The organism is Thermogemmatispora sp. (assembly GCF_019683755.1).
Lineage (GTDB): Bacteria > Chloroflexota > Ktedonobacteria > Ktedonobacterales > Ktedonobacteraceae > Thermogemmatispora.
Map to the genome: position 1 here is coordinate 1 of NZ_JADGHT010000032.1, position 23,031 is coordinate 23,031.

The 23,031-nt window shown below is 63.4% G+C and carries 11 protein-coding genes and 1 riboswitch; of the genes, 2 read left to right on the plus strand and 9 right to left on the minus strand.

Going from position 1 to position 23,031, the window contains the following annotated elements:
• Positions 1-346: glycoside hydrolase family 6 protein (locus IRZ24_RS04220; RefSeq protein WP_297160701.1), on the plus strand; the 346-nt coding region annotated here is incomplete at its 5' end.
• A gap of 288 nt (positions 347-634) precedes the next feature.
• Positions 635-2,800 (plus strand): serine/threonine-protein kinase, encoded by a 2,166-nt coding sequence (locus IRZ24_RS04225; protein WP_297160702.1) that lies wholly within the window; start codon positions 635-637, stop codon positions 2,798-2,800.
• A gap of 66 nt (positions 2,801-2,866) precedes the next feature.
• Here the strand turns inward: IRZ24_RS04225 and IRZ24_RS04230 are convergent, their stop codons facing one another.
• The 9 genes from IRZ24_RS04230 to IRZ24_RS04270 form a co-directional block, all read right to left on the minus strand.
• Positions 2,867-3,889, minus strand: a complete 1,023-nt coding sequence (locus IRZ24_RS04230) for a hypothetical protein (protein ID WP_297160703.1) — start codon at positions 3,887-3,889, stop codon at positions 2,867-2,869.
• Entirely contained in the window at positions 3,886-11,280 is a 7,395-nt protein-coding gene (locus IRZ24_RS04235; protein WP_297160704.1) for a protein kinase, read from the minus strand. Before IRZ24_RS04235 ends, IRZ24_RS04230 begins: the two co-directional genes overlap by 4 nt.
• A 497-nt stretch (positions 11,281-11,777) precedes the next feature.
• Positions 11,778-14,108 (minus strand): 5-methyltetrahydropteroyltriglutamate--homocysteine S-methyltransferase, encoded by a 2,331-nt coding sequence (gene metE, locus IRZ24_RS04240; RefSeq protein ID WP_297160705.1) that lies wholly within the window; start codon positions 14,106-14,108, stop codon positions 11,778-11,780.
• An 80-nt stretch (positions 14,109-14,188) separates the two neighbouring features.
• Complete coding sequence (locus tag IRZ24_RS04245) at positions 14,189-15,220, minus strand: ribonucleotide-diphosphate reductase subunit beta (RefSeq protein WP_297160706.1); 1,032 nt, start codon at positions 15,218-15,220, stop codon at positions 14,189-14,191.
• Between the two features lie 317 nt (positions 15,221-15,537).
• A complete protein-coding gene (locus tag IRZ24_RS04250) occupies positions 15,538-18,105 on the minus strand; it encodes a ribonucleoside-diphosphate reductase subunit alpha (RefSeq protein WP_297160707.1) in 2,568 nt (855 codons plus the stop codon).
• Positions 18,106-18,381: 276 nt separating this feature from the next.
• Positions 18,382-18,529: riboswitch (cobalamin riboswitch) on the minus strand.
• 144 nt (positions 18,530-18,673) lie between these two features.
• The gene (locus IRZ24_RS04255) at positions 18,674-19,465 is read right to left on the minus strand and encodes an ABC-2 family transporter protein (protein ID WP_297160708.1); all 792 of its coding nucleotides are present in this window, start codon (positions 19,463-19,465) and stop codon (positions 18,674-18,676) included.
• 3 nt (positions 19,466-19,468) lie between these two features.
• The gene (locus IRZ24_RS04260; RefSeq protein WP_297160709.1) at positions 19,469-20,272 is read right to left on the minus strand and encodes an ABC-2 family transporter protein; all 804 of its coding nucleotides are present in this window, start codon (positions 20,270-20,272) and stop codon (positions 19,469-19,471) included.
• A 5-nt stretch (positions 20,273-20,277) separates the two neighbouring features.
• Complete coding sequence (locus tag IRZ24_RS04265) at positions 20,278-21,261, minus strand: ATP-binding cassette domain-containing protein (protein WP_297160710.1); 984 nt, start codon at positions 21,259-21,261, stop codon at positions 20,278-20,280.
• Positions 21,262-21,361: 100 nt separating this feature from the next.
• Positions 21,362-22,867, minus strand: a complete 1,506-nt coding sequence (locus IRZ24_RS04270; protein WP_297160711.1) for an aminotransferase class V-fold PLP-dependent enzyme — start codon at positions 22,865-22,867, stop codon at positions 21,362-21,364.
• Between the last annotated feature and the right edge of the window lie 164 nt (positions 22,868-23,031).

Below are 23,031 nucleotides of genomic sequence, written 5' to 3' on the forward strand. Positions count from 1 at the left end.
TACGTTTGTGGACCAGACGCGCATCGATCGGCGCTACAGCCGGGGGAACTGGTGCAATCAGCCGGGTGGCATTGGGGCGCGTCCGCAGGCCAATCCGGCCAGTGGCTTTGATGCCTTTGTCTGGATCAAGCCGCCCGGGGAGTCGGATGGCTCCAGCACGCTGATCCCGCAGGGGCCAGACAACCCGACGGGCAAAGGCTTCGATCGGATGTGTGACCCAACCTATGGGGGCAATTCGATGAACAATAACCAGCCGACGGGGGCGATGCCGAATGCGCCGGTGGCAGGGGCCTGGTTCCAGGCGGGCTTTGACACCCTGGTCCAGAACGCCTATCCGCCCTTCTAAGCCGGTCTGATCGACTGGCTCTGTCGGCAGGCTCTTTGCTCTGGCGACAAAGCTCCATTACCTGCGCAGCAGCCTGGTGCTGTGGCTGAGGGACCAGCCACGGCGCCAGGTTTGTTTGCTTGGGCCGTCATCAGTTCTAGCGCCCGCCTTGGTTGTATGGTATTCTTATCTTAAACAGATGAGCAGACGTGGGCGTACGCACGAGCAACGAGGAAAGTGCTCGGCGCGCTAACACCTGGAGGAGTGGCGTAGCCACTCGCAGGATAGCAATCAAGCGAACAAGCGAGCATGTCCCTCAGTGCATCAGGCCCCTACAGCGGGCAGCAACTCGGAAACTATCGCATAGGGGAGCGGTTAGCCAGCGGGAGCTTTGGCGAGGTCTACCTGGCTGAGCATCTGCTCCTCCCCCGTCGTGCAGCGATCAAGTTCCTCAGCAGTGCCCGCGGTGCCTCCTCGAAGGAGCGGCAAGCCTTTCTGCAAGAGGCCCGGCTGTTAGAGACGTTGCGTCATCCGTATATTCTGCCCCTCTATGATGCCGGTCTTGACGAACACTTCCCGCCCTACTTGATTGCAGCTTATGCAGCAGGCGGATCGCTACGTGATCGTCTGCGTCAGCGGCCAGGGGGCCTTTCCCTTGAGGAGACCTTACAGATCATAGAGCAAGTCGGGCAGGCTCTCGAGCACGCTCATGCTCAGGAGAAGCCGGTCATTCACCGCGATCTGAAGCCGGAAAATATTCTCTTTGATGCTGCCGGAAATGCCCTATTGGCAGATTTTGGCATTGCCGTCATTCTGGATGCCGCCGTGACGCAGCGCCTCTCGATCGCCGGGACGCTTCCCTATATGGCCCCTGAGCAGTTCGAGGGGCGGGTTTCACCAGCCAGCGACCAGTATGCGCTTGGATGCCTGGCCTACGAGATGTTGACGGGGCAGAAGCCGGTGAAGGCCTCGGGAGGAAGCTGGCTGGCGTGGGCCCAGCAGCAGCGTGAAGCGCTGCCCCTGCCACTGTGCTGTTATCGGCCAGACTTGCCCGCCTATATTGAGCTGGCCATCTTAAAGGCGCTGATGAAGGAGCCAGAGCAGCGTCATGCCTCGGTCCGGGAGTTCCTGCAGGCGTTACGCACAGCTCCGCATGATCCCGCGCAGTATGAGGAACTGAAAGCCTGCTGGTTGCAACGCGCCCGCGAGGAGGCAGCACAGGGACAGACGGAGACGGCTTTGCAGCGCTATCACCTGCTTGCACGTCTTGATCCGGTCGATCCTCAACCGTTGCGCGAGAGTACCACCCTCAAGCGATCTCGCCAGAGTGAAGCGCCTGCCGTGTCGCCAACGCCTCCAGCTCCCCCCGCGACGCCGGCGCCTTCACCATCGGGATCAGCGGCTGTTCTTTCCATCGCTGTCACTCCTGCCAAGGTCTCCCCGGCCCCGTCGGTGCAACCTGGATCTGTTCCCTTGGCGCCTTCTGTGGGAGCCGAGGCTGCACAGCCTTTCCCGTCGCTTCCCTCGGTGGAGTCCGAGCCGACCCCGGTGGAGAGGGAGCAGCAAACGCCGCCCCGCGAGGACCAGCGGGAGGAGGCGGCCCCGGTCCAGCCCCGCCTGCCTTCGCTGCTGGCCCAGGTGCAGACCCAGGCCCAGGCAATGAAGGAAGCTGGAGACCAGCTTGCTCGGCGGGGCCAGTATGCTGAGGCGCTTCGGAGCTATCTCCAAGCGACGGCCTGTGATCCGCGACTACAGCTCGACTGGCGTGCGCTAGGAGACACGTGCTGGCAGCTTGCGCATTTCCAGGAGGCGTTAACCGCTTATGAGCAAGCCCTGCGTCAGAATCCACAGGATAGCTATGCGCAGAGTGGGAGGGCGGCGGCATTGCAGCGACTTGGCCGGGAGGCAGAGGCGTTGCGGGCCTACGAGCTGGCATTAGAGGCTGATCCTGGCAATGTAGCCGCTCACTACGGTCGTGGTCTACTCCTATTGGCCCGCGAGCAGTATAGGAAAGCACAGGAAGCCTTCGAACGAGCGGTACAGCTCCTGCCGACCTTCGCAGCGGCCCATTGCGCCAGAGGTGATGTGCTCTACCAGCAGCGCGCTTACCGGGCGGCGCTGGCGGCCTACGAGGAGGCCCTGCGTTGTGATCCAGGGCTAGTCGATGCCCACTATGGCCGGGCTGATACCCTGCTGAGGCTAAAGCGGGAGCAAGAGGCCCGCGAAGCCTATCGGAGAGCGCTAGAGGCCGAGGAGAGGGCTGGTCAGGAAGCGCCTTCGCTCCGACGCGCCGATGCGCTCTTGTTTCTTGGGCGCAACCAAGAGGCGCTTGTCCTCTATGAACAACTGCTCCAGAAGGAGCCTGGTGATCCAGACCTCCACGAGCGTCGTGGCCATGCTCTCAAGCGGCTAGGGAGAGAGAGCGAGGCGCAGGCAGCCTATCGAGAGGCGGATCGGCTGCGGGGCTATGTTTGAGCATGCCCCGCAGCGGGCCATCAGCGAGCCATCTCCTCTGCCACCGGCAGAGGAGCGCATGGTTTCTCAAGATGGCAGCGAGGGACGCCGCCAGGTGAGGAAGATGGAGCCGCCTAGCAAGGCCAGGCCGGCCAGGCCGAGCGCAGGCCAGATCAGCGGAGCCTGGTCGCCGTGACCCAACGTGTAGATGACGGCTCTGATGGCCCCACCGACCACCAGCGCAGCCCCCCCGAGGATAAAGAAGCGCACCCGCACAGCGATGCCGAAGAGAAAGAGGCTCAGTGACTCGGCCAGGACGAGGAAGAGCGAGAGAAGCTGCTCTTGCTCGCCGCTGACGATGCTCAAGATGAAAGAGGGCACCAGAAAGAGGCAGGCGCCGAGCACCATCACGAGGCGCCCGATCTGCTGGCTGCCCGCGGTTTGGCGATCGCGCAAGAGAAAGGGACTGAGGACCACCAGGTAGCTGGCCAGCGGCAGACAGAGGAGATCAAAGGTGGGCTGCAATTGCTGCCGAATCTCCCAGGTGAAGGCCAGAACCAGCAGCAGGCCAGCACCGTAGCCAGTCCAGCGGCGGGGCGTGCGCTGAGTCTGGAGCAGGGCCTGCCAGACGAGGAGTAAGCCCAGAACTGTCAAGGCCAGAGGGCCAGTCTGGATCGATTGGTTGAACAGAGGAGCACTGGCACAGATGAGGACAACACCCGTCTGGCCACCAAGGCCCAGGAGTCGGGCGGGCCAGGCAGGTGGCAGCCAGAGCGGCTCTGGTCTGATGATGCGCCAGACGAACTGCGAGCTGAAGAGCAGGGGGCAGACGAGGCAGGCCAGCAGCAGCGTTACCTCCAGTCTCCAGCCCAGTGTCTGCGGCAACAGGCTTAGCAGCCAGGCCAGGAGAGCTGCGGGCAGACACAGGGCCTCGGGGAGACGCTCGCGCAGCATGGCAAGTGTAGCAAGCAGGGCAAAGCAGGCCAGTCCCACGAGTCGGGTCGTGGAGCTACCGAGCAGACCGACCAGGATGGCCGCCAGGGCAGCCAGAAGGTACCAGGGCCAGCTCCAGAGCAGGCGATTGAACAGAGGAAGGGGATGGTCTCTCATAAGGCCTCCTCCTTGTGTCTGGTAGGACGTATGGCAGGAGCCTGGTGCCGTTGGGTGGGGGCGTTCGTCGAGTGCGAGCGGTGCAGGCCGAGCAGGCCCAGCAGTGCGGCGACGGCCCCGATGCTGATCAGCACAGTATCTCTGTCACTGTGTAACACCCCCGCCAAGAGGGCCATTCCCCAAACCGTCCAGAGGCCAGTGAGCAGGGTCAGGAATGGCCGGTTCAGGTACAAGGCCAGGAGCCAGAGGAAAAGACCATATCCCAGCAGGAGCGCCGCGGCCGGGAGGCCGTTCCCAGACTGAGGGGCAGGGGAGCCGAGACCAGTGCCAGCGAGGCCTACAGCCAGCACGCCGGCGCAGTTGGCGGTAAGGAGCGGGAAGAGGTAGGGGCGCACGGGCAGAGGCCAGCGCCTCCCTAGAGCTGCCCCTCCGACCAGGCCAACGGTGCAGAGGAGGCAAAAGAGGGCCAGGCCCCTCATATCCGGCTCTGCGGGACGGTCTAGCCAGCCTAATCTCAGCAGGGTAAAGAGGGCCGGTGGCAGGCTGAGCCAGCAGACGCCCACCTGACGGAGCAAGATGCCTGAGCCGTAGATAAGCAAGGCAGCCAGGGCCATGCCCCAGGAATCCGCTGCGGGGAGCGCGGAGAGCGGAGAGGGGTGGAGCAGGCCACAGGAGACCCAGGTGAGCACAACGAGCGGAACCCAGGCCAGGGCCCAGGAAGGGCGAATGACCTTCGCCAAGCCTGCTGACCAGTGGCTGTCAGCGGGCCGCAGCAGCACGTCAGCCAGGAAGGCCACCGCCAGCGCTGTTATCCCGAGCGGCAGGAGCAAAGGCCGCAGGCCCTTATCTTGTATCAGCCAGAGCAGCCCCCACAGGCTGAAGAAGACGGTCGGCAGCGTGACCAGGGGCCAGCGCTCCTGAAAAGCGACCCAGAAGGCCAGAAAGGCATAGAGGAGTAAGAGCAAGGCCACTGTCGCTATCCCGAAGAAGGACTTTGGCCAGACAAGGGGAGTCGCGCAAGCCGCCAGGGCGGCAGTAGCATACCAGGGAGCTACAAGGCGCAGGTGCCACTGCGGCCCCTTGCTGGTTGACAGCCAGGCCAGGTGTCGTCGAGCGAGCCTGCTGCCTGCCAGAGCAATGAGCGTCGTGAGCAAGACGATGCCGGGCAGAAGCGGGGCCTGTTCATGATCAGGCCCGGCGATGGCAGCAATCGCTAGCCCAGTGAGCAGAGGGATCAGCCAGAGCACTTCCGGCAATCCTTCAGCCAGGGCCACGGGGGCGCCCAGGGCCGCGTAACCCAGTAGCAGGGAGGGACGCAGCGGCTGCAGCCACGGCAGCCGGGGCGCTGCAAAGAAGAGGGCAAGACAGGCAGTCCCGAGGGCGATGAGCGCCGCTGTGTAGCCTGGTCCAGCATAGTGGAGGCACTGCTGGCGGGGCAGGTTGCTCAGGCGGCTGAACGCCAGTCCTATCAGGACACAGGCCGGGGTCAGGCTGAGCAATAGCTCTGGCTCTCCCCAAAACTGGGGCAGACCCGTGCCAGGGGCGAGCAGATCCCACAGCAGGAGGGAGCAGACCTCCGCCACAAGCGCCGGCAGAAGCCAGAGCGTCTCTGGCCGCCGCTCTAGCAGGCCTATTCCCCCCGCAATGGCGGCGAAGCCCAGCAGCAAGTAAGGTCCCGCCTCCTGTAAAGGCAACGTGTCCCACAGGTTACCAAAGAGGGCCACGCTCGTTGCAGCCACCCCGACCAACGCGCCGGCGTACCAGGGAGCGGCCCAGCGCCAGCGTTGCTGCTGACCTGCAGCTCCTCGTTGCCGCCGGCCCCAGCAGCTTAAGCCCACGCCTGCCAGGGTGCCCAGCGGGACCAGTGCAGGCACCAGCAGCGCCGTGAGAAGGCTGGCCCGAGAGTGCGACTCAGGGAGCAGAGCGGCGACCGAGGCTTCCAGTAGCAGCAGCGGCACAAGCCAGAGGGTCTCAGGCAATTCCTCCAGCCAGCCGACGACCGTCACCAGTGTGGCATAGGCCACGGGCAGCAAGGGATTGTGGCGCCAGGGGAGTGATGGCACATTGCCAAAGAGGGCCACGCTGACTGTACCCAGCGAGAGCAAGGCCGCCGCGTACCACGGCGCTGCATAGCGCAGCCGTTGCCCTCGCCAGCGGCTGAGCAGCAGTCCGAGCAAGCTACAGCCCGGCACCAGGGCAGGCAGCAGCCAGCTCTCCTGTGGCCGCTGCTGTAGCGCCAGGGCACAGACCTCGAGTGTGAGTGCAGGCACCAGCCAGAGCGGAGTCACCTGCCGCTCCAGTAGCCCGACAAGCGTGCTCAGAGCGGCGAAGCCCAGCAGCAAGTAAGGTCCCGCCTCCTGTAAAGGCAACGTGTCCCACAGGTTACCAAAGAGGGCCACACTCGTTGCAGCCACCCCGACCAACGCGCCGGCGTACCAGGGAGCGGCCCAGCGCCAGCGTTGCTGCTGACCTGCAGCTCCTCGTTGCCGCCGGCCCCAGCAGCTTAAGCCCACGCCTGCCAGGGTGCCCAGCGGGACCAGTGCAGGCACCAGCAGCGCCGTGAGAAGGCTGGCCCGAGAGTGCGACTCAGGGAGCAGAGCGGCGACCGAGGCTTCCAGTAGCAGCAGCGGCACAAGCCAGAGGGTCTCAGGCAATTCCTCCAGCCAGCCGACGACCGTCACCAGTGTGGCATAGGCCACGGGCAGCAAGGGATTGTGGCGCCAGGGGAGTGATGGCACATTGCCAAAGAGGGCCACGCTGACTGTACCCAGCGAGAGCAAGGCCGCCGCGTACCACGGCGCTGCATAGCGCAGCCGTTGCTGGCGAGGCTGACCGCCCAGACGACCCAGGGCCAGCCCTAGCAAGGCGCAGGCTGGTACGAGGACGACCGGCAGGATGCCCTCTTCGGCAGGCGGGCGCTGGTACCCCGACAAAAGGGCCGAGAGGACCCGGACACAGACTTCCATTACGAGGAGAGGCACCGACCAGAGCATCTCCGGTACCCGTTCCAGTAAGCCGACCGCGGTTGCAATGGCGGTGAAGGCCAACAAGAGATAGGGACCTGCCAGCCAGAGGAACTGCAACGGCAGCGCCTGCCAGGGACCAGCGAGGAGTACCAGGCTTGTAACGCCCAGACCCACGAGGGCGCCGGCGTACCAGGGAGCGGCCCAGCGCCAGCGTTGCTGCTGACCTGCAGCTCCTCGTTGCCGCCGGCCCCAGCAGCTTAAGCCCACGCCTGCCAGGGCGCCCAGCGGGACCAGTGCAGGCACCAGCAGCACATCTGGCAGCCACAACTGCCTATACAGCAAGGCCACGGAGCTTGCTTCCAGCAGCAGGAAGGGAACCAACCAGAGGGCCGCTGGCTGGTCCTCCACCAAGCTGACTACGGTGACAACGCCCGTCAGCCCCAGCAGCACATAGGTGCTATCTACCTCCAGTAAAGGACGCAGGGCCTGCCACATCACCAGCAGCAGGCTAAAGAGGGCGGCCACATACCAGGGAATGGCCCAGCGCCGGCCTCTGAAGTGGCTCATCGCCATGCCGATAGCCGCCGTTCCAACCACGGTGGCAACCAGGGGCCAGAACTGTCCTCGAGCCAGCCAGAGAGCCACCAGGGCACAGAGAGCGGCAGGGGCCAGCCAGAGGCGATCTTTTGACCACAGTCCGGCCAGGTAGGCAGCCAGTCCTGCCGCCAGTGCCTCAGCGATCGCCAGCCATGCCGACCGGGCCAGGTCAGCCAGCCAGGGCCAGTCTGCTGCTCCGGCGAGCGCAGACCTGGCCCTGGGGTTGGGACTGGGGAAGAAGAGGAGCAGAGCCAGGAGCCAGACCAGGGTCCCCAAAGCCAGCGCCATCACTGGCCCATCCCATTCCCAGACCGTAAAGAGGCGTTCAGCCTCCCAGCTCTGGCCAGTCAAGCGTGGATACAAGGCGGTCCCGGCAGGGAAGAAGCGACGCAGGCCAGCCGCCAGCGGTGGTAGGAAGAGCGAGCAAGACAGCAAAAGCACTGCCCACCCATCCCGATGGTTCTCTCCACTGGTCGAGGCGATCCACTGCCCCAGCAGACCCAACCCGGTTAGCAGAAGCAGGCTAGGAAGGAGCAGCCAGAGCGAGCGGCGCTGCACCAGGAGCATAGCGTAGCCCAGGACTGCCAGCAGCAGCAGCACCAGGGAGGCGGACAAGTCGCTCCGGTGGGAGAAGCTCAGTGGGACGCTGATCAGCATGGCTACAGCCAGCGCCAGCACCTCCCAGGGAGCGGCCTGTAGCCGACTGGTGCGCTGACGAATGAGCCAGGAGAGTCCCAACAGCCCCCCACAGCATGCCCCGAACCACCACAAAGGCCAGACGGCTGGCCAGCTCAAGGCCTGTCCGAGGGCGGCATAGCCCCAGACGAGGAGGCTTCCAGGCAAAAGCGGCAGCCAGGGAGAGACGTGGGGAATCAGGCGCTGATCCCCCTCAGCGGCGGCCTCTGGCGCGGGCCAGAGCGTCATCAGCAAAAGCAGAGCAGCGCTCGCAAGTACAAGCAGCGAGCCAACTAAGAGATCACCTTGCTGCTGGTGATATGGCAGGCCCTGCGCCTGTAACGGGAGCACGGCCAGGAAGGGGACCAGCAGCAACAAGAGGAAGCGCAGGGCTGTCAGCCAGCGCTCGGGACGCAGATAGAGCCAGAGCGCTGGTGGCGCTAGGCGCGCGTAGCCGTCAAAGCAGGCAGTGACCAGAAGCAGACTGAAGCTACAGGCCAGCCGTGCCCTCTCAGGAGCGATCAGGGCGCTGGCCAAGGAGGGGGTGAGCGCGAGCAGAGCGCAAAGCGGATACGCTACAGCCCTGTGGTGCGTCCGCGTCCCCAGGCGGAGCAGCCAGACACTGGCCAATAGCAGCGCGGCCAGGAGGGCCGACGGGAGCTGACCAAGCGTGAGGTATTGGGCTAACGGCTGAGCGACCAACAGAGCGAGGAGCAAGAGGAAGCCCAGCAATCCAGCAAAGCTGGTGACTACCGAAGCAAGAGCCAAAGAAGAGAAGGCCAATGGTCGGCGCAGCACATCCCAAGAGGTATGCAGGAGGCGCCCCAGTGGGGAGCGGCTCGCCGCCATCTGGCTGCCCAAAGCCTCCGCCTCGACCAAGGCAAGAAGCAGCATGCCTGCCGGGACCCACCACTCCCACTGGTCTCCAGCTAAGGCCCGAACCAGGGAGACATCGGCCACAGCCAAAGCCACGGCGCAGAGGATAGCAAAGGGGCTAAAGCGCTGCGAGACAGCCAGGATGCCATAGGTCACGGCTCCATAGAGCGCCGTCAGGGCCAGGAGCCAGGGCTGGTATTGTGCGAAGAAATCCCTTAGATCTGGAAAAAGCAAAGGAACCGTGAGCGCGAAGAAAAGGGCGTAGATGCCCCTGAACTCGCGGAAATGCCTGGAACGGCCAGTGATGACCACCATTGCTGCGAAGAAGAGCTGAGCGCCGATGGTCACAGGAAGGGCATATCGCCGGCTGGCGATGTGAAAAACGAGGAGAGCCGCCAGCAAGAGAAAGGTACCCAGGGCTACCATGAGAGCCACTGGCGACTCGACCAGCGGGCGCAGGGTCGTGATCGGGCTGGGGCGTGGCGGGCGCGGTGGACGCGGCGGAATAGGAGGACGTGGAGGAGCTGCTGGCGAAGGCACCGGGTGAGGAGCACTCGTCAGCGGAGAGCGCAGTGCAGGTGCTGGTGGGCTGGTCACATTCGTCGCCGATTCCACTGATGCCAGCGACGCTGCCGCTGCCGGAGGTGACGAGCCAGGCGCCGCTGCTCCTGCAGCAGCGGTCTCTTGTGGCTGGGGCTGCCCAGAAGCAGCGCTCTCGCTGCTTTGAGCCACAGCGGGCAGCGGCGGCTCTGGTCGCTGCTGTGAAGGCGCTGACGTTGCCGCTGGCGAGGCGGAGGGCAGGTCGGGCGGAGCCAGCGATGACGGCGCTGCCTTGGCAACCTGCTCTTGCTCAGGCTGCTGGCGAGGCGTTAATGCCTTCCTGATCAAGGTATCATCGAGCGCGGCAGCTTCGGCCTCCTGTGTTACCTCCCGAGGAGCTGGCTCCGCGACTCCGCTCATCGCCGGCTTGCTCTGGTCCTGCGGCACACTCGCGGAGCTGGCGCTGGAGACCGGGCGCATGCTCTGGGTAGCAAGCAGATGGCGCACCTCCCGTAAACGGCGCTGGTAACGATCAACGGCTTGCTCCAAAGGCAGGGAGGCGGCACTGCCAAAGTGCACCTCGCGCCGGAGCGCGAGCAAAGAGGGAACAGAGAGCGTAGCCAGCTCGCCAACTGGCAGCGAAGCAGCTCCAGCCTGGGTCAGGCGACGCAGCTCGGTAATGAGCAGCTCCAGTGAACGCTCTTCCTCGCGGAGGTCCAGCGGATAACTACAGGTGGGACAGATGAGCGGAGCCTCGCCGGTGAGCGTGGGGCGATGGCAGAGGCGACAGGTAGGCAGCCGGGGTTCTTCCCTTTCCTCGTCGGCGCTCCTTTCCTGCTGGTGGAACACCTGCTCTCTCGAAGCAGGGGAAGGAGAAGGCTGCCAAGGAAGGGAGGCGGAGAAGACCGGGGAGAACACTGGCTGACTGGTCATCCCGCGCATCGCCTGGACATAGGCTTCGGAGAAGGCCGCAATAGTCGGGAAGCGTCGGTCAGGGTCCTTGTCCAAAGCCCGCCGGAGCACCGTGTCCAAGGCTGCCGGCACGGGTGCTCTGAGTGGCGGAGGAGGAGCATGCAGGTGCTGTGCCCGGACCTCGCGTGGGGAGCCGACAAATGGCGGCTGCCCACTCAGCCATTCATAGGCCAGGCAGGCCAGGGCATACTGATCGCTGGCCGCCGCCGGCACGCCCATCATCAGCTCCGGGGCCAGATAGGCCGTACTCTCGCGCTCGGCAGCCAGGCGATTCTGCATGAGCGCAGGCACACTGAGCAGGCCGGCGTCAGTGAGCATCACCCCCCCATCCTGCTTGAACAGGATGTTCTCAGGCTTGAGGTCCAGATGCAGGGCCCCCTGACGATGGAGGTGCTGCAGGGCCGCCCCGAGCTGCGAGACAATCGGCAGCACGATCTCGGGGCGCAGGCGTGTCCCGGGCGGGTAGCGCTGGCGGAGCGAACCAGCAGCCGCATACTCAGTCACCATGAACGGGTAGTTGCCGTACAGACCGACCTCCAGGATACGCACCAGGCCAGGATGAAGAATGCGAGCGTAGGCGCGCATGGTCTCCAGAACATGGAAGCGATCGCGCTCCGAGAGGGAGACTGTGAGCAGCTTGAAGACAATCGGCGTGCGGCTGGCACGCTCCTCGCCGAGATAGGTCTCAGCCAAACTCGTTCTCCCCAGGAGCCAACTCAGACTATACCTGCCCGGCATCCCTTCGTAGTGATGTGATGTCGTCATAAGGCCACCTCACAGGGCAGAGGCACAATAATACCGATGATACCAGAGATAGATAATGCCTGAAGAAGGAAGCCATCAAATGTGACTGACACGCAGTTGGACAAACCTATTGATATTGAGCCTCTATCGGAACAATTTCACTGGGCAGGTAGACAAGTCCAGCGCGACAACAGCAGCCTGAATGGTCTCGCGTGAACGGGGAGCAGGAAGCGCTGGCAGTCCTCCTCTCTGCAAGGCAAGATAGTCTGGTGACAGGACCTCCACCAGAGCACAGCTCACAATTCCATTGTGATCTCCTTCACAGACGGCAGACAAGGGGAGAGTGGCTCCACCTGACCAGAGGAGGGAGGGAGGGAGCGCATCAGGCATCCCAGAGGGGAGAAGCAACGAAGAGAGAAGCAGATCCACAACGAGAGCCAGGCGCTGGATAGGATGCCCAAGCGCGGGCGGGTCGGAGCATGTCCCTATCCAGCGCAGCCGACAGGAAGCAGCCGGTCTTATGTCCTCAGATTCAAGCCTTGCTCGCTCTCCAGACGGGAGCGCACCGCCTGCACTGCCTGAGTCAAATGGGCCAGGGAGGGCTTGACCTCCTCCCAGCGGCGCGTTTTGAGGCCACAATCGGGATTGACCCAGACCTGTTCTGCGGGCAAGACCTCCAGGATGCGCAACAAGCGCTGCTCATATTCCCTCACCGAAGGGACATGGGGAGAATGGACATCATAGACGCCTGGCCCGATCTCATTGGGGTAGCGATAGCGCACAAAGACATTGAGCAGCTCCAGGCGCGAGCGTGAGGCCTCGATCGAGAGGACATCGGCATCCATGGCGGCGATTGCCTCGATGATATCGCCGAACTCGGCGTAGCACATGTGCGTGTGGATCTGCGTCTCATCCCGGACCGAAGCCGAGACCAGGCGGAAGCAATCGACAGCCCAATCAAGATAGCTGGCCCATTCCGAGCGGCGCAGGGGCAAGCCCTCGCGCAGAGCCGGCTCATCGATCTGGATGATGCGGATGCCCGCCGCCTCCAGGTCCTGAACCTCATCATGCAAGGCCAGGGCCAACTGATAACAGGTGTCCGCCCGAGGCTGATCATCGCGCACAAACGACCACTGCATCATCGTGACCGGACCGGTCAGCATGCCCTTAACAGGGCGGGAGGTCAGTGACTGAGCGAAGGTCGACCAACGTACCGTCATCGGGCCGCGGCGACGCACATCGCCGTAGATGACCGGAGGGCGCACGCAGCGGGAGCCATAGCTCTGGACCCAGCCGTTGCGGGTGAAGAGGAAGCCATCGAGCTGCTCAGCAAAGTACTCGACCATGTCGCTGCGCTCGAACTCACCGTGAACCAGGACATCCAGGCCGATCTCCTCCTGGAAGCGAATGGTACGTTCGATCTCGCTCCGAATAAACGCCTCGTAGCCGGCGACGTCGAGACGCCCATTCTTGAAGGCGGCGCGCGCCGCCCGCACCTCCTCGGTCTGAGGGAAGGAGCCGATCGTCGTGGTGGGCAGCAGCGGAAGCTGCAGGTGGGCTCGCTGGCGCTGGCGTCGCACAGCATAGGGACTCTGGCGCTGGGCGCGCTGAGCGCGGGCCTGGCGCACACGCTGAGCCACCTCCTCATCATGGATGCGGGGTGAAGTACGCCGACGCTGCAGGGCCTGGCGATTGCGCTCCAGCTCCTCAGCAATCGCCTGCCGCCCCTCGTTGGCAGCGCGCGTCAACAGGACAACCTCCTGCAACTTCTGATGCGCGAAGGCCAGCCACTGCTTGAGTTCCGCATCCAGCTCACTTTCGAGATCAAGATCGACCGGCACGTGCAAGAGTGAGCACGAGGGGGCCAGAAGAACCCGCTGAGGGCCCAGGCGCTCGACGGCTCGCTCGATGAGCGAGAGGGCCTGCTCGAAGTCGGTGCGCCAGACGTTGCGTCCGTCGACGACGCCGAGCGAGAGGGCTAGCGTTGGCGGGGTCTCGGCCAGAGCCAGCTCAAGCTGGTGCGGGGCGCGCACCAAATCAAGATGAACGGCGGCCACCGGTAGATGCAAGACCGTCGGTAGAGCAGGGCCGAGGTCGCCGAAGTAGGTCGCCAGGAGCAAGCGGAGCTGGGGGGCCGCCTGACTGAGGCGGGTATAGCTCTGCTCAATAGCATGCAAGGCCGCCGGCTCAAGGTCGAGCACCAGGCAAGGCTCATCAAGCTGAACCCAGTCAGCGCCCGCCGCCGCCAGGCGCTGCAGCAGCTCCTCGTAGACCGGTAGCAGCCGCTCAAGGAGCGTCAGGGGCGAGAGATCCTCGCGGTGGGTCTTGCCAAGCAGAAGGAAGGAGACAGGCCCCAGCAGGACCGGGCGCGCCGGGATGCCCAGGGCCTTAGCCTCCTCGAACTCGTCCAGTGGCTTAGTGGAAGTCAGGCGAAAGACAAGATCCTCTTCGAACTCGGGCACAATATAGTGATAATTGGTATCAAACCACTTGGTCATCTCCATCGGCGGCACCGCCTCGCCCGTTGGGCCAGCCTCTACACCGCGGGCCATAGCAAAATAGGTAGCCAGATCCAGCGTCGCGGGGTCGCCGCCGCGGAGGTAGCGTCGCGGTACCGCCCCTACCACCATCGCCATGTCCAGTACGTGGTCATAGAGCGAAAAGTCATTGGCCGGGACCTGGTCCAGCCCCAGACGCTGCTGGAGCTGCCAGTGGGCCCGGCGCAGGGCAGCAGCCTGCTCGCGCAGCCCTGTCTCATCCAGCTTCCCCGACCAGAACTGCTCAAGGGCCCGCTTCAGTTCGCGTCTCGCGCCAATGCGCGGGTAGCCGAGATTGGTAGCCAACACCATAATCCTGCCTCTTCCTTTTCCTTTCCTCGCATGCGCGCCAGTTCCACTCAGCAGCAGTCAGCGTGGCGTACGCGCGGGAATCAATCCCATTCGAGCGTCGCCGCCGACCGATACTCAGTGACCCGCGTCTCAAAGAAATTCTTTTCCTTGCTCAGGTCGATGGTCTCGCTCAGCCAGGGGAACGGATGCGGCTCATGGTAGACTGCAGGCAGGCCGATGCGCTCCAGGCGCCGATCCGCAATGTGGCGCACATAGCGGGCAAAGGCCGGCGCATGCAGGCCCGCGATTCCCTCCGGCAGGCAATCATAGGCATAGGCGATCTCCAGCTCCACCGCCTCCTCAATCAATTCCATAATATGCCGCTCAAACTCTGGTGTCCAGAGGCCAGGATTTTCGGCCTTGATCCCGTTGATCAGGTCAATGCCAAAGTTGAGGTGAATCGTTTCATCACGCAGAATATACTGGAACTGCTGACCAATGCCGGTCATGAGGTTGCGTCGATGGAAGGAGAGGATCATGGCGAAGCCACTGTAGAAGAAGATGCCCTCCATGATGACATAGTAGCCGATGAGGTTATCCAAGAATTGCTGGGCCTGCTCCGGCTCGGCAGTCGAGAAGTGAGGATCAAGAAGGGCATAGGTGAGCTTCATCTCAAAGGCATCTTTGCGCTGGATGGCCGGGATGCGGTGATACATTGTGAAGACCTCGCGTTCATCCAGGCCGAGGCTCTCGACGATGTAGAGGAAGGCGTGAGTATGGACCGCTTCCTCAAAGGCTTGCCGCAGCAGATACTGGCGACACTCCGCATTGGTAATGTGCTTGAAGATGGCCAGTACCAGGTTGTTCCCGACCAGACTCTCGGCGGTAGCGAAAAAGCCGAGGTTGCGCAGAATGACCAGGCGCTCAGCCTCGGAGAGGCGATTGCTGCGCCAGAGTTCGATGTCGCTGGCCATAGGCACCTCATTGGGCATCCAGTGGTTGGCGCAGCCGTTGAGGTAGTGCTCCCAAGCCCAGCGGTATTTGAGCGGCATGAGCTGATTGACGCTGACAGCCGGTCCGTTGATGAGGCGCTTCTCTTCGAGAATATCCTTGCCCTTGATGGTATCGGTCATGGTGATTTCTTTCTCCCTCTAGGGTGTCCTGGCACCAGGTATAGTCAGTAGAGCACAGAGCTGAGTGAGGCGTATCGCCGTCAGGCTGCTGTCTGCCCCAGTCTGCGCGGGGGCAGACAGCAGCGCGCGAAGAGCGTGACCCAGCCCATGATCCAGGCAACAGCGAGTTGCGGCAGGCCAGGAGCGGAGCCACGCCATGCAGTCCGGTCCCAACGGAAGAAGAGGCGGAGGCCGCCAGCGAGCGGGCTGATTCCCCGACGCAGAGCCAGCCTGGCCCGCTCTTCTTCCCGTTGCTGGGTGGGCGCTGTTCGCCTTGCCTATTGGCAGGCCTCGCAATCGTCATCAAGCGAGCAGGCAGCTCCGGGCTGGGTGAGAGAAAGAGGAGCTGAAGAGGCCGGAGTGCCTGGTTGCCCGCTGTTCTGCTCTGTCTGGCGGGCGGGCGAGGATGGCGGAGGAGCAGCCAAGCCCGAGGAGGGAGCCTCCTTAAAGGCCCCGCGCTTGATCTGGATGGCGCTGGACGGGCTGACACTCTTCATCCAACGCGGCTGAATGCCCCAGCGATTGATATCCACTGTTGACTTCTCGACCTGGGTGGCGGCCAGCGTGCGCAGGTAGTAGGTGGTTTTGAGGCCCTTCTTCCAGGCGCGCATATAGATCTCATGCAGCTGTTTGCCGCTCGGAGAAGCCAGATAGAGGTTGAGAGACTGCCCCATGTCGATCCACTTCTGACGCCGGCTGGCGCACTCGATCAGCCAGCGCGGATCGATCTCGAAGGCAGTCAGGTAGCGCTGCTTCAGCTCTTCTGGCACCATCGGCAGCTCCTGCAGGGAGCCATCATAATACTTGAGGGCCTCCAGCATGTCGGCGTTCCAGAGGCCGGCGGCTTTCAGGTCGTTGACCAAGAAGGTGTTGACCGTGGTAAACTCGCCCGACAGAGTGCTCTTCACATAGAGGTTCTTGTAGATTGGCTCGATGGAGGGGCTGACGCCGACGATCAGGGAGATGGTGGCAGTCGGCGCGATAGCCAAGACGTTGCTGTTACGCATGCCATGCTGGCGGATGTGGGCCCGGACGACCTCCCAGTCCATCGTAGTGCTGCGGTCCATCTCCAGGGACCCGCCACGCTCCTGCTCCAACAGGGCAATGGTATCGATAGGCAGCAGGCCCCGATCCCACTTGGAGCCGCGGTAGCTGGGATAGGGTCCCCGCTCGGCAGCCAGCTCACTGGAGGCCAGGATGGCATAGTAAGCAATGGCTTCCATGCTGCGATCGGCGAACTCGACCGCTTCCTGAGAGGCGTAGCTGATGCCAAGCTGGAACAGGGCATCCTGGAAGCCCATGACGCCTAGCCCGACAGGGCGATGGCGCAGATTGGCCGTGCGCGCCTCGGGGGTTGGATAGTAGTTAATATCAATGACATTGTCGAGCATGCGCATGGCCGTTTGAATGGTTGACCGTAACTTTGCATGGTCGAGCTGACCATTGACCAGGTGGGCCACCAGGTTCAGGGAGCCGAGATTGCAGACCGCCGTCTCCTCTGCCGAGGTATTGAGCAGGATTTCCGTGCAGAGATTGCTACTATGGATGACGCCGGCATGATCCTGAGGTGAGCGCACATTGGCCGGATCTTTCCAGGTCAGCCAGGGATGGCCAGTCTCGAAGAGGCGAGTCAGCATCTTGCGCCAGAGCTCGACCGCCGGCATGCGCTTCCAGAGGCGGATCTTGCCCTCATCGGCCAGGCGCTCGTACTCGCGGTAGCGCTCGGCGAAGGCGCGCCCATACAGCTCATGCAGGTCTGGGACCTCGTCGGGGCTGAAGAGAGTCCACTGCTCGCCGGACTCGACACGGCGCATGAACTCGTCGGAGATCCAGCAGGCCGTGTGCAGATCATGGGTGCGCCGGCGCTCATCGCCAGTATTGCGCCGCAGGTCGAGGAAGTCCTCGATATCCAGATGCCAGTTTTCGAGATAGGCGCAGACGGCGCCTTTGCGCTTGCCGCCCTGATTGACGGCGACCGCGGTGTCGTTGACGACCTTGAGGAAGGGGATGACTCCTTGACTGCGGCCATTGGTGCCGCGGATATAGGCCCCCAGCGCGCGGACACGTGTCCAATCGTTGCCCAGGCCGCCGGCCCACTTCGAGAGCAAGGCGTTATCCTGGATGCACTTGAAGATGTGCCAGAGGTCGTCATTGACGGTTGTCAGGTAGCAGGACGAGAGCTGCGGGTGACTTGTGCCGGCGTTGAAGAGGGTAGGAGTGGCCGGCGTGAAATAGAACTGCGAAAGCACCTCGTAGAATTCCGCGACGCGCTGCTCCTTCTGCTCTTCGTTGAGAGCCAGGCCCATTGCCACGCGTAGCCAGAGTAACTGTGGCAATTCGAAGCGCTGTCCCTCGTACTGCAGCAAGTAGCGATCGTAGAGCGTCTGCAATCCAGGATAGGTAAAGAGCAGGTCGCGCTCCGGGCGAATGAGGGCCGCGAGGCGTTGGAGATCGAAGCTAGCGAGGCGGGAGTCCAGCAGCCCCGTTTCAATGCCGCGCTGGATATAGTGTGGCAGATAGTGGCGATAGGCCTGCTCCATGTCAGCAAAGCTGCACGGGAGCTGATCGGCAGACCGCAGTGCTTCACGGTAGAGCGAGAGGAGCAAGATGCGTGCCGTAATGTAGCTGAAGGCTGGCTCTTGTTCGATATGGGCACGCGCTACCAGGAGCAGAGCCTGCCACAGCTCTGCCTCGGAGAGGCTAGCGCCGAGCGTGGCCTCAACCTCCGCCAGGAGCTGGGCTCGATCGGCGCGGTCCTCGAAGCCGCGACAGACCTCGGCGAGCACGTGCTCGGGATCGATGGTCACAGGCGTCTCCGGGCGCGTCTGGTTCGCAGAGAATGCCATGCCGTTTTCCCTCCTTGAGATGAAAAAAGCCTGTTCCCTCGACGGAAACAGGCTGACACGCACAGACAGCCTCAGAGATGGGCTGTCCGCTGGTCTACCCTTTCACGCGAAGGGATCGAGCCAGATCCCACAGGTGGGCATTCGGGCTTAGCTTCGCCGTCCTTTCCTTCTCTCCTGCTTTCCTGCCTGCTGGTGGGTGGTCCTCTTGCTGGCCGGGTCTGAACTATGGTGCTGACCAGCTCTGACGTTGCGGCGCCGCCTGGCCGCGTGGCCATGCCGGCTACGGGCAGGCGAGGCAGGCTACGGTCAGCCCACGGTCAGCATAGGTGGCGACGAGGACGGGAAGCTTACCGCTGCGCGACAGCGCCGGATTCTCACCGGACTTCCCCCATGTTTCAGCGATGCCACGACAGCATCGCCCTGTGGGTTTCTCTCTTCGGTTGCCAATGAGCAAGCACAAGATATAGTCAGGTACGGGCGGTAAGATACCATATGTTGTGTCGGAAGTCAAGCAGGAAAGGCTGGCTCCTCCCCAGTACTTCTTTCCTGTTTTGTGCTCTGATCCGCCTCAAGCGGAGGCTCCGCTGTAGGAGCGAATGGCGAAGCGCCAGAAGAGGCGCGCCACCAGCAGGCTCAAAGCGGCGAGGGTCAGGGTGCCCAGCAAGGCCAGCCAGGTCAGGCGGGCGGTCAAGGCTTCGGCGGGGACGGTGACGGCGAAGGCGACCGGGACGATGAAGGTGAGGGTAGCGCGCAGCCAGCCAGGATAGATATCGACCGGCCAGCGCCCAGCCTCGTACATGCTTTCGAAGATGACCAGGATGTTTTCGACACGCACGTACCAGAAGGAGAGGGTAGCCAGGAAGAGCACAAAGCTATAGACAATGGCGGTCCCAGCGAGCAAGGTGAGGGCGAAGGCCAAGACCTGCAGTGGATCAGGCCAGCTACCATGCCAGATGGTGGCGGCCACGAGCAGGGCCAGCCCGAGGAGGAGGTCCAGCAGCTTCCAGATATCGAGCCGCTGGATGCTGACCAGGAGCTGAGCCTCTTCGGGTTTGGTGAGCAGGTAGTCCAGGGTGCCCAGGCGGACCTGCTCGATGAGACGGCTCATGCCGGGCATAATGACCATATTGATGGCGCCGCCGATCAGAAAGTAGGTGCCGATGAGGATGAGCAGCTCAGAGGCGTGCCAGCCATTGAGGCTCTGGGTATAGGTAAAGACGACGCTGACCAGGGCCAGGGCTGTCCCCAACTCGATGAGCGACTCAACCATCTGGAGCCAGAAGTTCGCGCGATAGGCCAGCTCTCCCAACAGGCTGACGCGGAAGAAGGTGGCCAGGAGACGCAGGTAGGTGCGCATCATGATTCATCCTCCTACTGCTGTGTAGCGTCGAATGCCGCGCTGCCAGGTGAAGGCGAGGAGTGCAAAGCCGACCAGGAGCCAGGCGAGCTGGACGAGCAGACCCGTGAAGAGCGTCGATAGACTGAGGGGATGGACGAGTAGCTCTGCTGGGAAAGCGACCATCCACTGGAACGGGAGCCAGGCTGAGGCGGTCTGCACAGGCGCGGGAAGGAAGGTCAGCGGGACAAGCTGCCCCGACAGAAAGAGCACAACGACCACGTAGAGCTGGTTGATCACGTTGACTTGAGTCAGCCAGAAGGCTAACAGGGCCAGGGTCCACTCTAAGATGAAGCGCAGGGCAAAGGCCAGCACAAGGGCTGGAAAGAAGGCGAGCAAGTTGTCCAGGCTGAGGGCGATGCTGGCATGAAAGGCCAAGAAGAGGACCAGGGTGACGAGGGCGATGACGGGTAGCATCAGGATCTTGTAGGCCAGGTTCTCCGCCAGGTCGGCGTGAATCGGGTGGATGGGGCGCAGGAGCAGCGGCGAGAATTCGCCTTCGCGCACGCGGCGGCTGAATTCCCAAAATACCCAGGTCTGGGTGGCGTAGTTGACCAGCATGGTGGCGATAAAATAGGCGGCGAAGCTCGCCGAGCTGTAGCCGTTGACTTCTCCGCCTTCGTTGCGGGCCACTGTTGACCAGACGCTGACGGAGACCGCCGGTCCCAGGGCAACCTCGATCAACCAGATGATGAGTGCGGCCCGGTACTGGAGCTGCTCGGCCAGGGCTGTTTTCAGTTGCTGGCGGTAAATGGCCAGGAGCTGTCTCATGGGATTCAACCCACCTCCTCTTGTGTGAAGATGTGCTCGATGACGGCTTCGATGGGCGGATCTTCGACACTCAGGTCGATCACCGGTAGCTCGGTGAGCAGGCGTGCGGTGACGCGGGCGACCGCGCTTTTGGGGACGCGCAGGGTGATCCGATCTTCGCTTTGGCCGATGACTTCGCCGTAGGGGCGCAGGTTCGCCGGCTCCTGCAGGCGCACGGCAATGGTCTTGTAGGGTGAGAAGCGTTCGATCAGGCGCGTAAGCTCGCCGTCAAAGAGCATCTTGCCGTGGTGGATCAGGATGACACGTCGACACAGGGCCTCGACGTCGGCCATGTAGTGGCTGGTGAGGAGGACAGTGGCCCCAGTGCGACGATTATATTCGCGCACAAAGTCGCGGATGCGGCGCTGCATGACAACGTCGAGGCCGATGGTCGGCTCATCGAGGAAGAGCACGCGGGGACGATGCAAGAGGCAGGCCGCGATCTCGCATTTCATGCGTTCTCCCAGTGAGAGGTTGCGCACAGGCTTCTGGAGGAGTGGAGCAAGTTCGAGCAGGTCCGTTAGCTCGTCCAGGGTCTGGCGATACTGAGCTGACGGGATGCGGTAGATGACGCGGTTTAGCTCGAAGGAATCGCTCACCGGGATGTCCCAGATCAGTTGCTGGCGCTGCCCCATGACAAGGGCGATCTGTCGCAGGAAGGAGCGTTCACGGCGCCAGGGCAGATGGCCCAAGACCTGCAGCGTGCCGGTAGTGGGGTAGAGCAGACCAGCGAGCATCTTGAGGGTGGTTGTCTTGCCGGCCCCATTGGGGCCGAGAAAACCCACGATCTCCCCCAGCTCGATGGTAAAGGTGAGGTCGTCGACCCCAATGACCTCCTGGATGTGCCGCTGGACAAGGCCGCGCAAGGCGGCGCGCAGGCCGGCCTCGCGCTCGTAGACGCGGTAGACTTTGCGTAGATGCTCAACGCTGATGGCGGCTGAGACGGTCATAGCTTGGTTGGCTCCTCGGGTGGAGCGCTGATCCTCCTCCTCCATTGGATTGGTTGCTTGTCTCAGTATAGCGAGCAGTCTCCAGGGGACGTCAATGCCGTCAGCGGCCCGGCGCCTGGCTGCTGTCATGCTGCTGGCGCTCCTGCTCCAGAAGGCGAGCCAGTCCGGTGGTAAGCCGTTCAATGACCTGCTCATCGGTGTAGGGGTTGAGAAGGACCGCCCGCAGCCAGCGCCTGCCCTCGTAGAGCGGCAGCGAGAGAAAGATGCGCTCCTGTTCCAGCAGAGCGCTTTGCAGGCGGGCATTGAGCTCGTCGTGGGCGGCGGCGGGCAGCCAGTCTGGCTCGGCGCGGAAGCAGAGGAGATTGGTCTCCGGGGGGTGAGCGAAGCGCAGCGCGGGCAGGGTGCGCAGGCGTGTGTAGGCCAGCATGGCGAGCTGACAGGTCTGCTCGACGAGACGCGCGTAGCCGCGCCGTCCCAGGTGTTGGAGAGAGAGCCAGAGCTTGAGAATGTCGCTGTGGCGTGTGCCTTGCAGGCCGATCTCTCCGAGGTTGGGCGGCGTGTCGTCAGTTGCTTCCCCCTGGGCCTCGGATTGGCGCATGTAGGGGACGGGGATGCGGAAGGCCTGCGTGAACAGGGAGGTGTCGCGCAGGAGCAGCATAGCACAAGTTTTGGAGATGTAGAGCCATTTCTGTGGGTTGAACGTAAGAGAGTCGGCTTGCTCGATGCCGGCCAGACGTGGCCGCAATTGTTCAGAGAAGATGAGGGCACCGCCGTAGGCGGCGTCGACGTGGAACCAGAGGTCGTAGCGGTGGGCGATAGCGGCAATGGCGGCCAGGGGGTCGATCACGCCCGCCACGGTAGTGCCAGCGGTGGCGACGACGCAGAAGGGGCGGTCGCCGCGGGCCTGCGCCTGTTCGATCAGGGTGGGGAGCTGGTGGACGTCGAGATGGCCGCTCTCGTCAACTGGGACGGGGATGACGGCCTGACTGCCCAGGCCAAGGAGCATGGCGGCCTTGTGCAGCGAAGTGTGGGCCGCGGCGGAGGCGAAGAGGACAGGGCGGGCACCGAGCGAGGTGAGTGCGCCGCCGCTCAGTCCCAGGATCTGATTGCGGGCGATGGCCAGGGCCTCCAGGTTAGCCAGGCTGCCACCGCTGAGCAGGAGGCCGCCGGCCCGCGGCCCCAGACCGAAGAGCTGCGCCAGCTCGCGGAGAGTCGTCCATTCCAGGCGTGAGAAGAGCGGCGACATCTCAACGCTGAGCATATTGTTATTGAGCACAGCGCTCAGCAGGTCCCCCACCAGGGACATCGTGGTCGGTAGTGAGTCCATGTGGCCGATGTAGCCGGGGTGGGCCGGGTGTAGGGAGGCGGAGATGAGGCTGCGCAGGTGGGCCAGGAGCTGCTCCTCTGCGAGGCCCTGCTCGGGGAGAGCCGTCCCAGGAAGGCCAGGCATGGCGGTGGGCAGGGGAGGCAGCTCACTGGCCTGGGCGGCATAGTCCAGGGCGAGCTGGAGGGCTTGCTCCAGCAGGGGGGCAACGGCCTGGCGGTTGCTGCCATCGGGGGCGATGAAAGCCGAGATTGGTAGGTCATGCAGGTCCAGCATGGGCATGGGTGACGCTCCTCTCATCTGAGGTGATCTGGTGGTGAGAGAAGAAAGACTGAGGGGGCGATCATGGTGGAGATCGCTCCCTCAGCCTTGTATTGTGCTCTCAGCCAGGCCTTGCTGACAAGGCCCGGTTGGGCGGGGGACCGTCTGGGGGCTGTCCCTAGCGG

Coding starts and splice junctions, on each gene's coding strand:
- metE (WP_297160705.1), bottom strand. CDS start 14,108: ATGGTGTTGGCTACCAATCTCGGCTACCCGCGCATTGGCGCGAGACGC.
- IRZ24_RS04230 (WP_297160703.1), bottom strand. CDS start 3,889: ATGAGAGACCATCCCCTTCCTCTGTTCAATCGCCTGCTCTGGAGCTGG.
- IRZ24_RS04260 (WP_297160709.1), bottom strand. CDS start 20,272: ATGAGACAGCTCCTGGCCATTTACCGCCAGCAACTGAAAACAGCCCTG.
- IRZ24_RS04255 (WP_297160708.1), bottom strand. CDS start 19,465: ATGATGCGCACCTACCTGCGTCTCCTGGCCACCTTCTTCCGCGTCAGC.
- IRZ24_RS04235 (WP_297160704.1), bottom strand. CDS start 11,280: ATGACGACATCACATCACTACGAAGGGATGCCGGGCAGGTATAGTCTG.
- IRZ24_RS04245 (WP_297160706.1), bottom strand. CDS start 15,220: ATGACCGATACCATCAAGGGCAAGGATATTCTCGAAGAGAAGCGCCTC.
- IRZ24_RS04270 (WP_297160711.1), bottom strand. CDS start 22,867: ATGCCCATGCTGGACCTGCATGACCTACCAATCTCGGCTTTCATCGCC.
- IRZ24_RS04225 (WP_297160702.1), top strand. CDS start 635: ATGTCCCTCAGTGCATCAGGCCCCTACAGCGGGCAGCAACTCGGAAAC.
- IRZ24_RS04265 (WP_297160710.1), bottom strand. CDS start 21,261: ATGACCGTCTCAGCCGCCATCAGCGTTGAGCATCTACGCAAAGTCTAC.
- IRZ24_RS04250 (WP_297160707.1), bottom strand. CDS start 18,105: ATGGCATTCTCTGCGAACCAGACGCGCCCGGAGACGCCTGTGACCATC.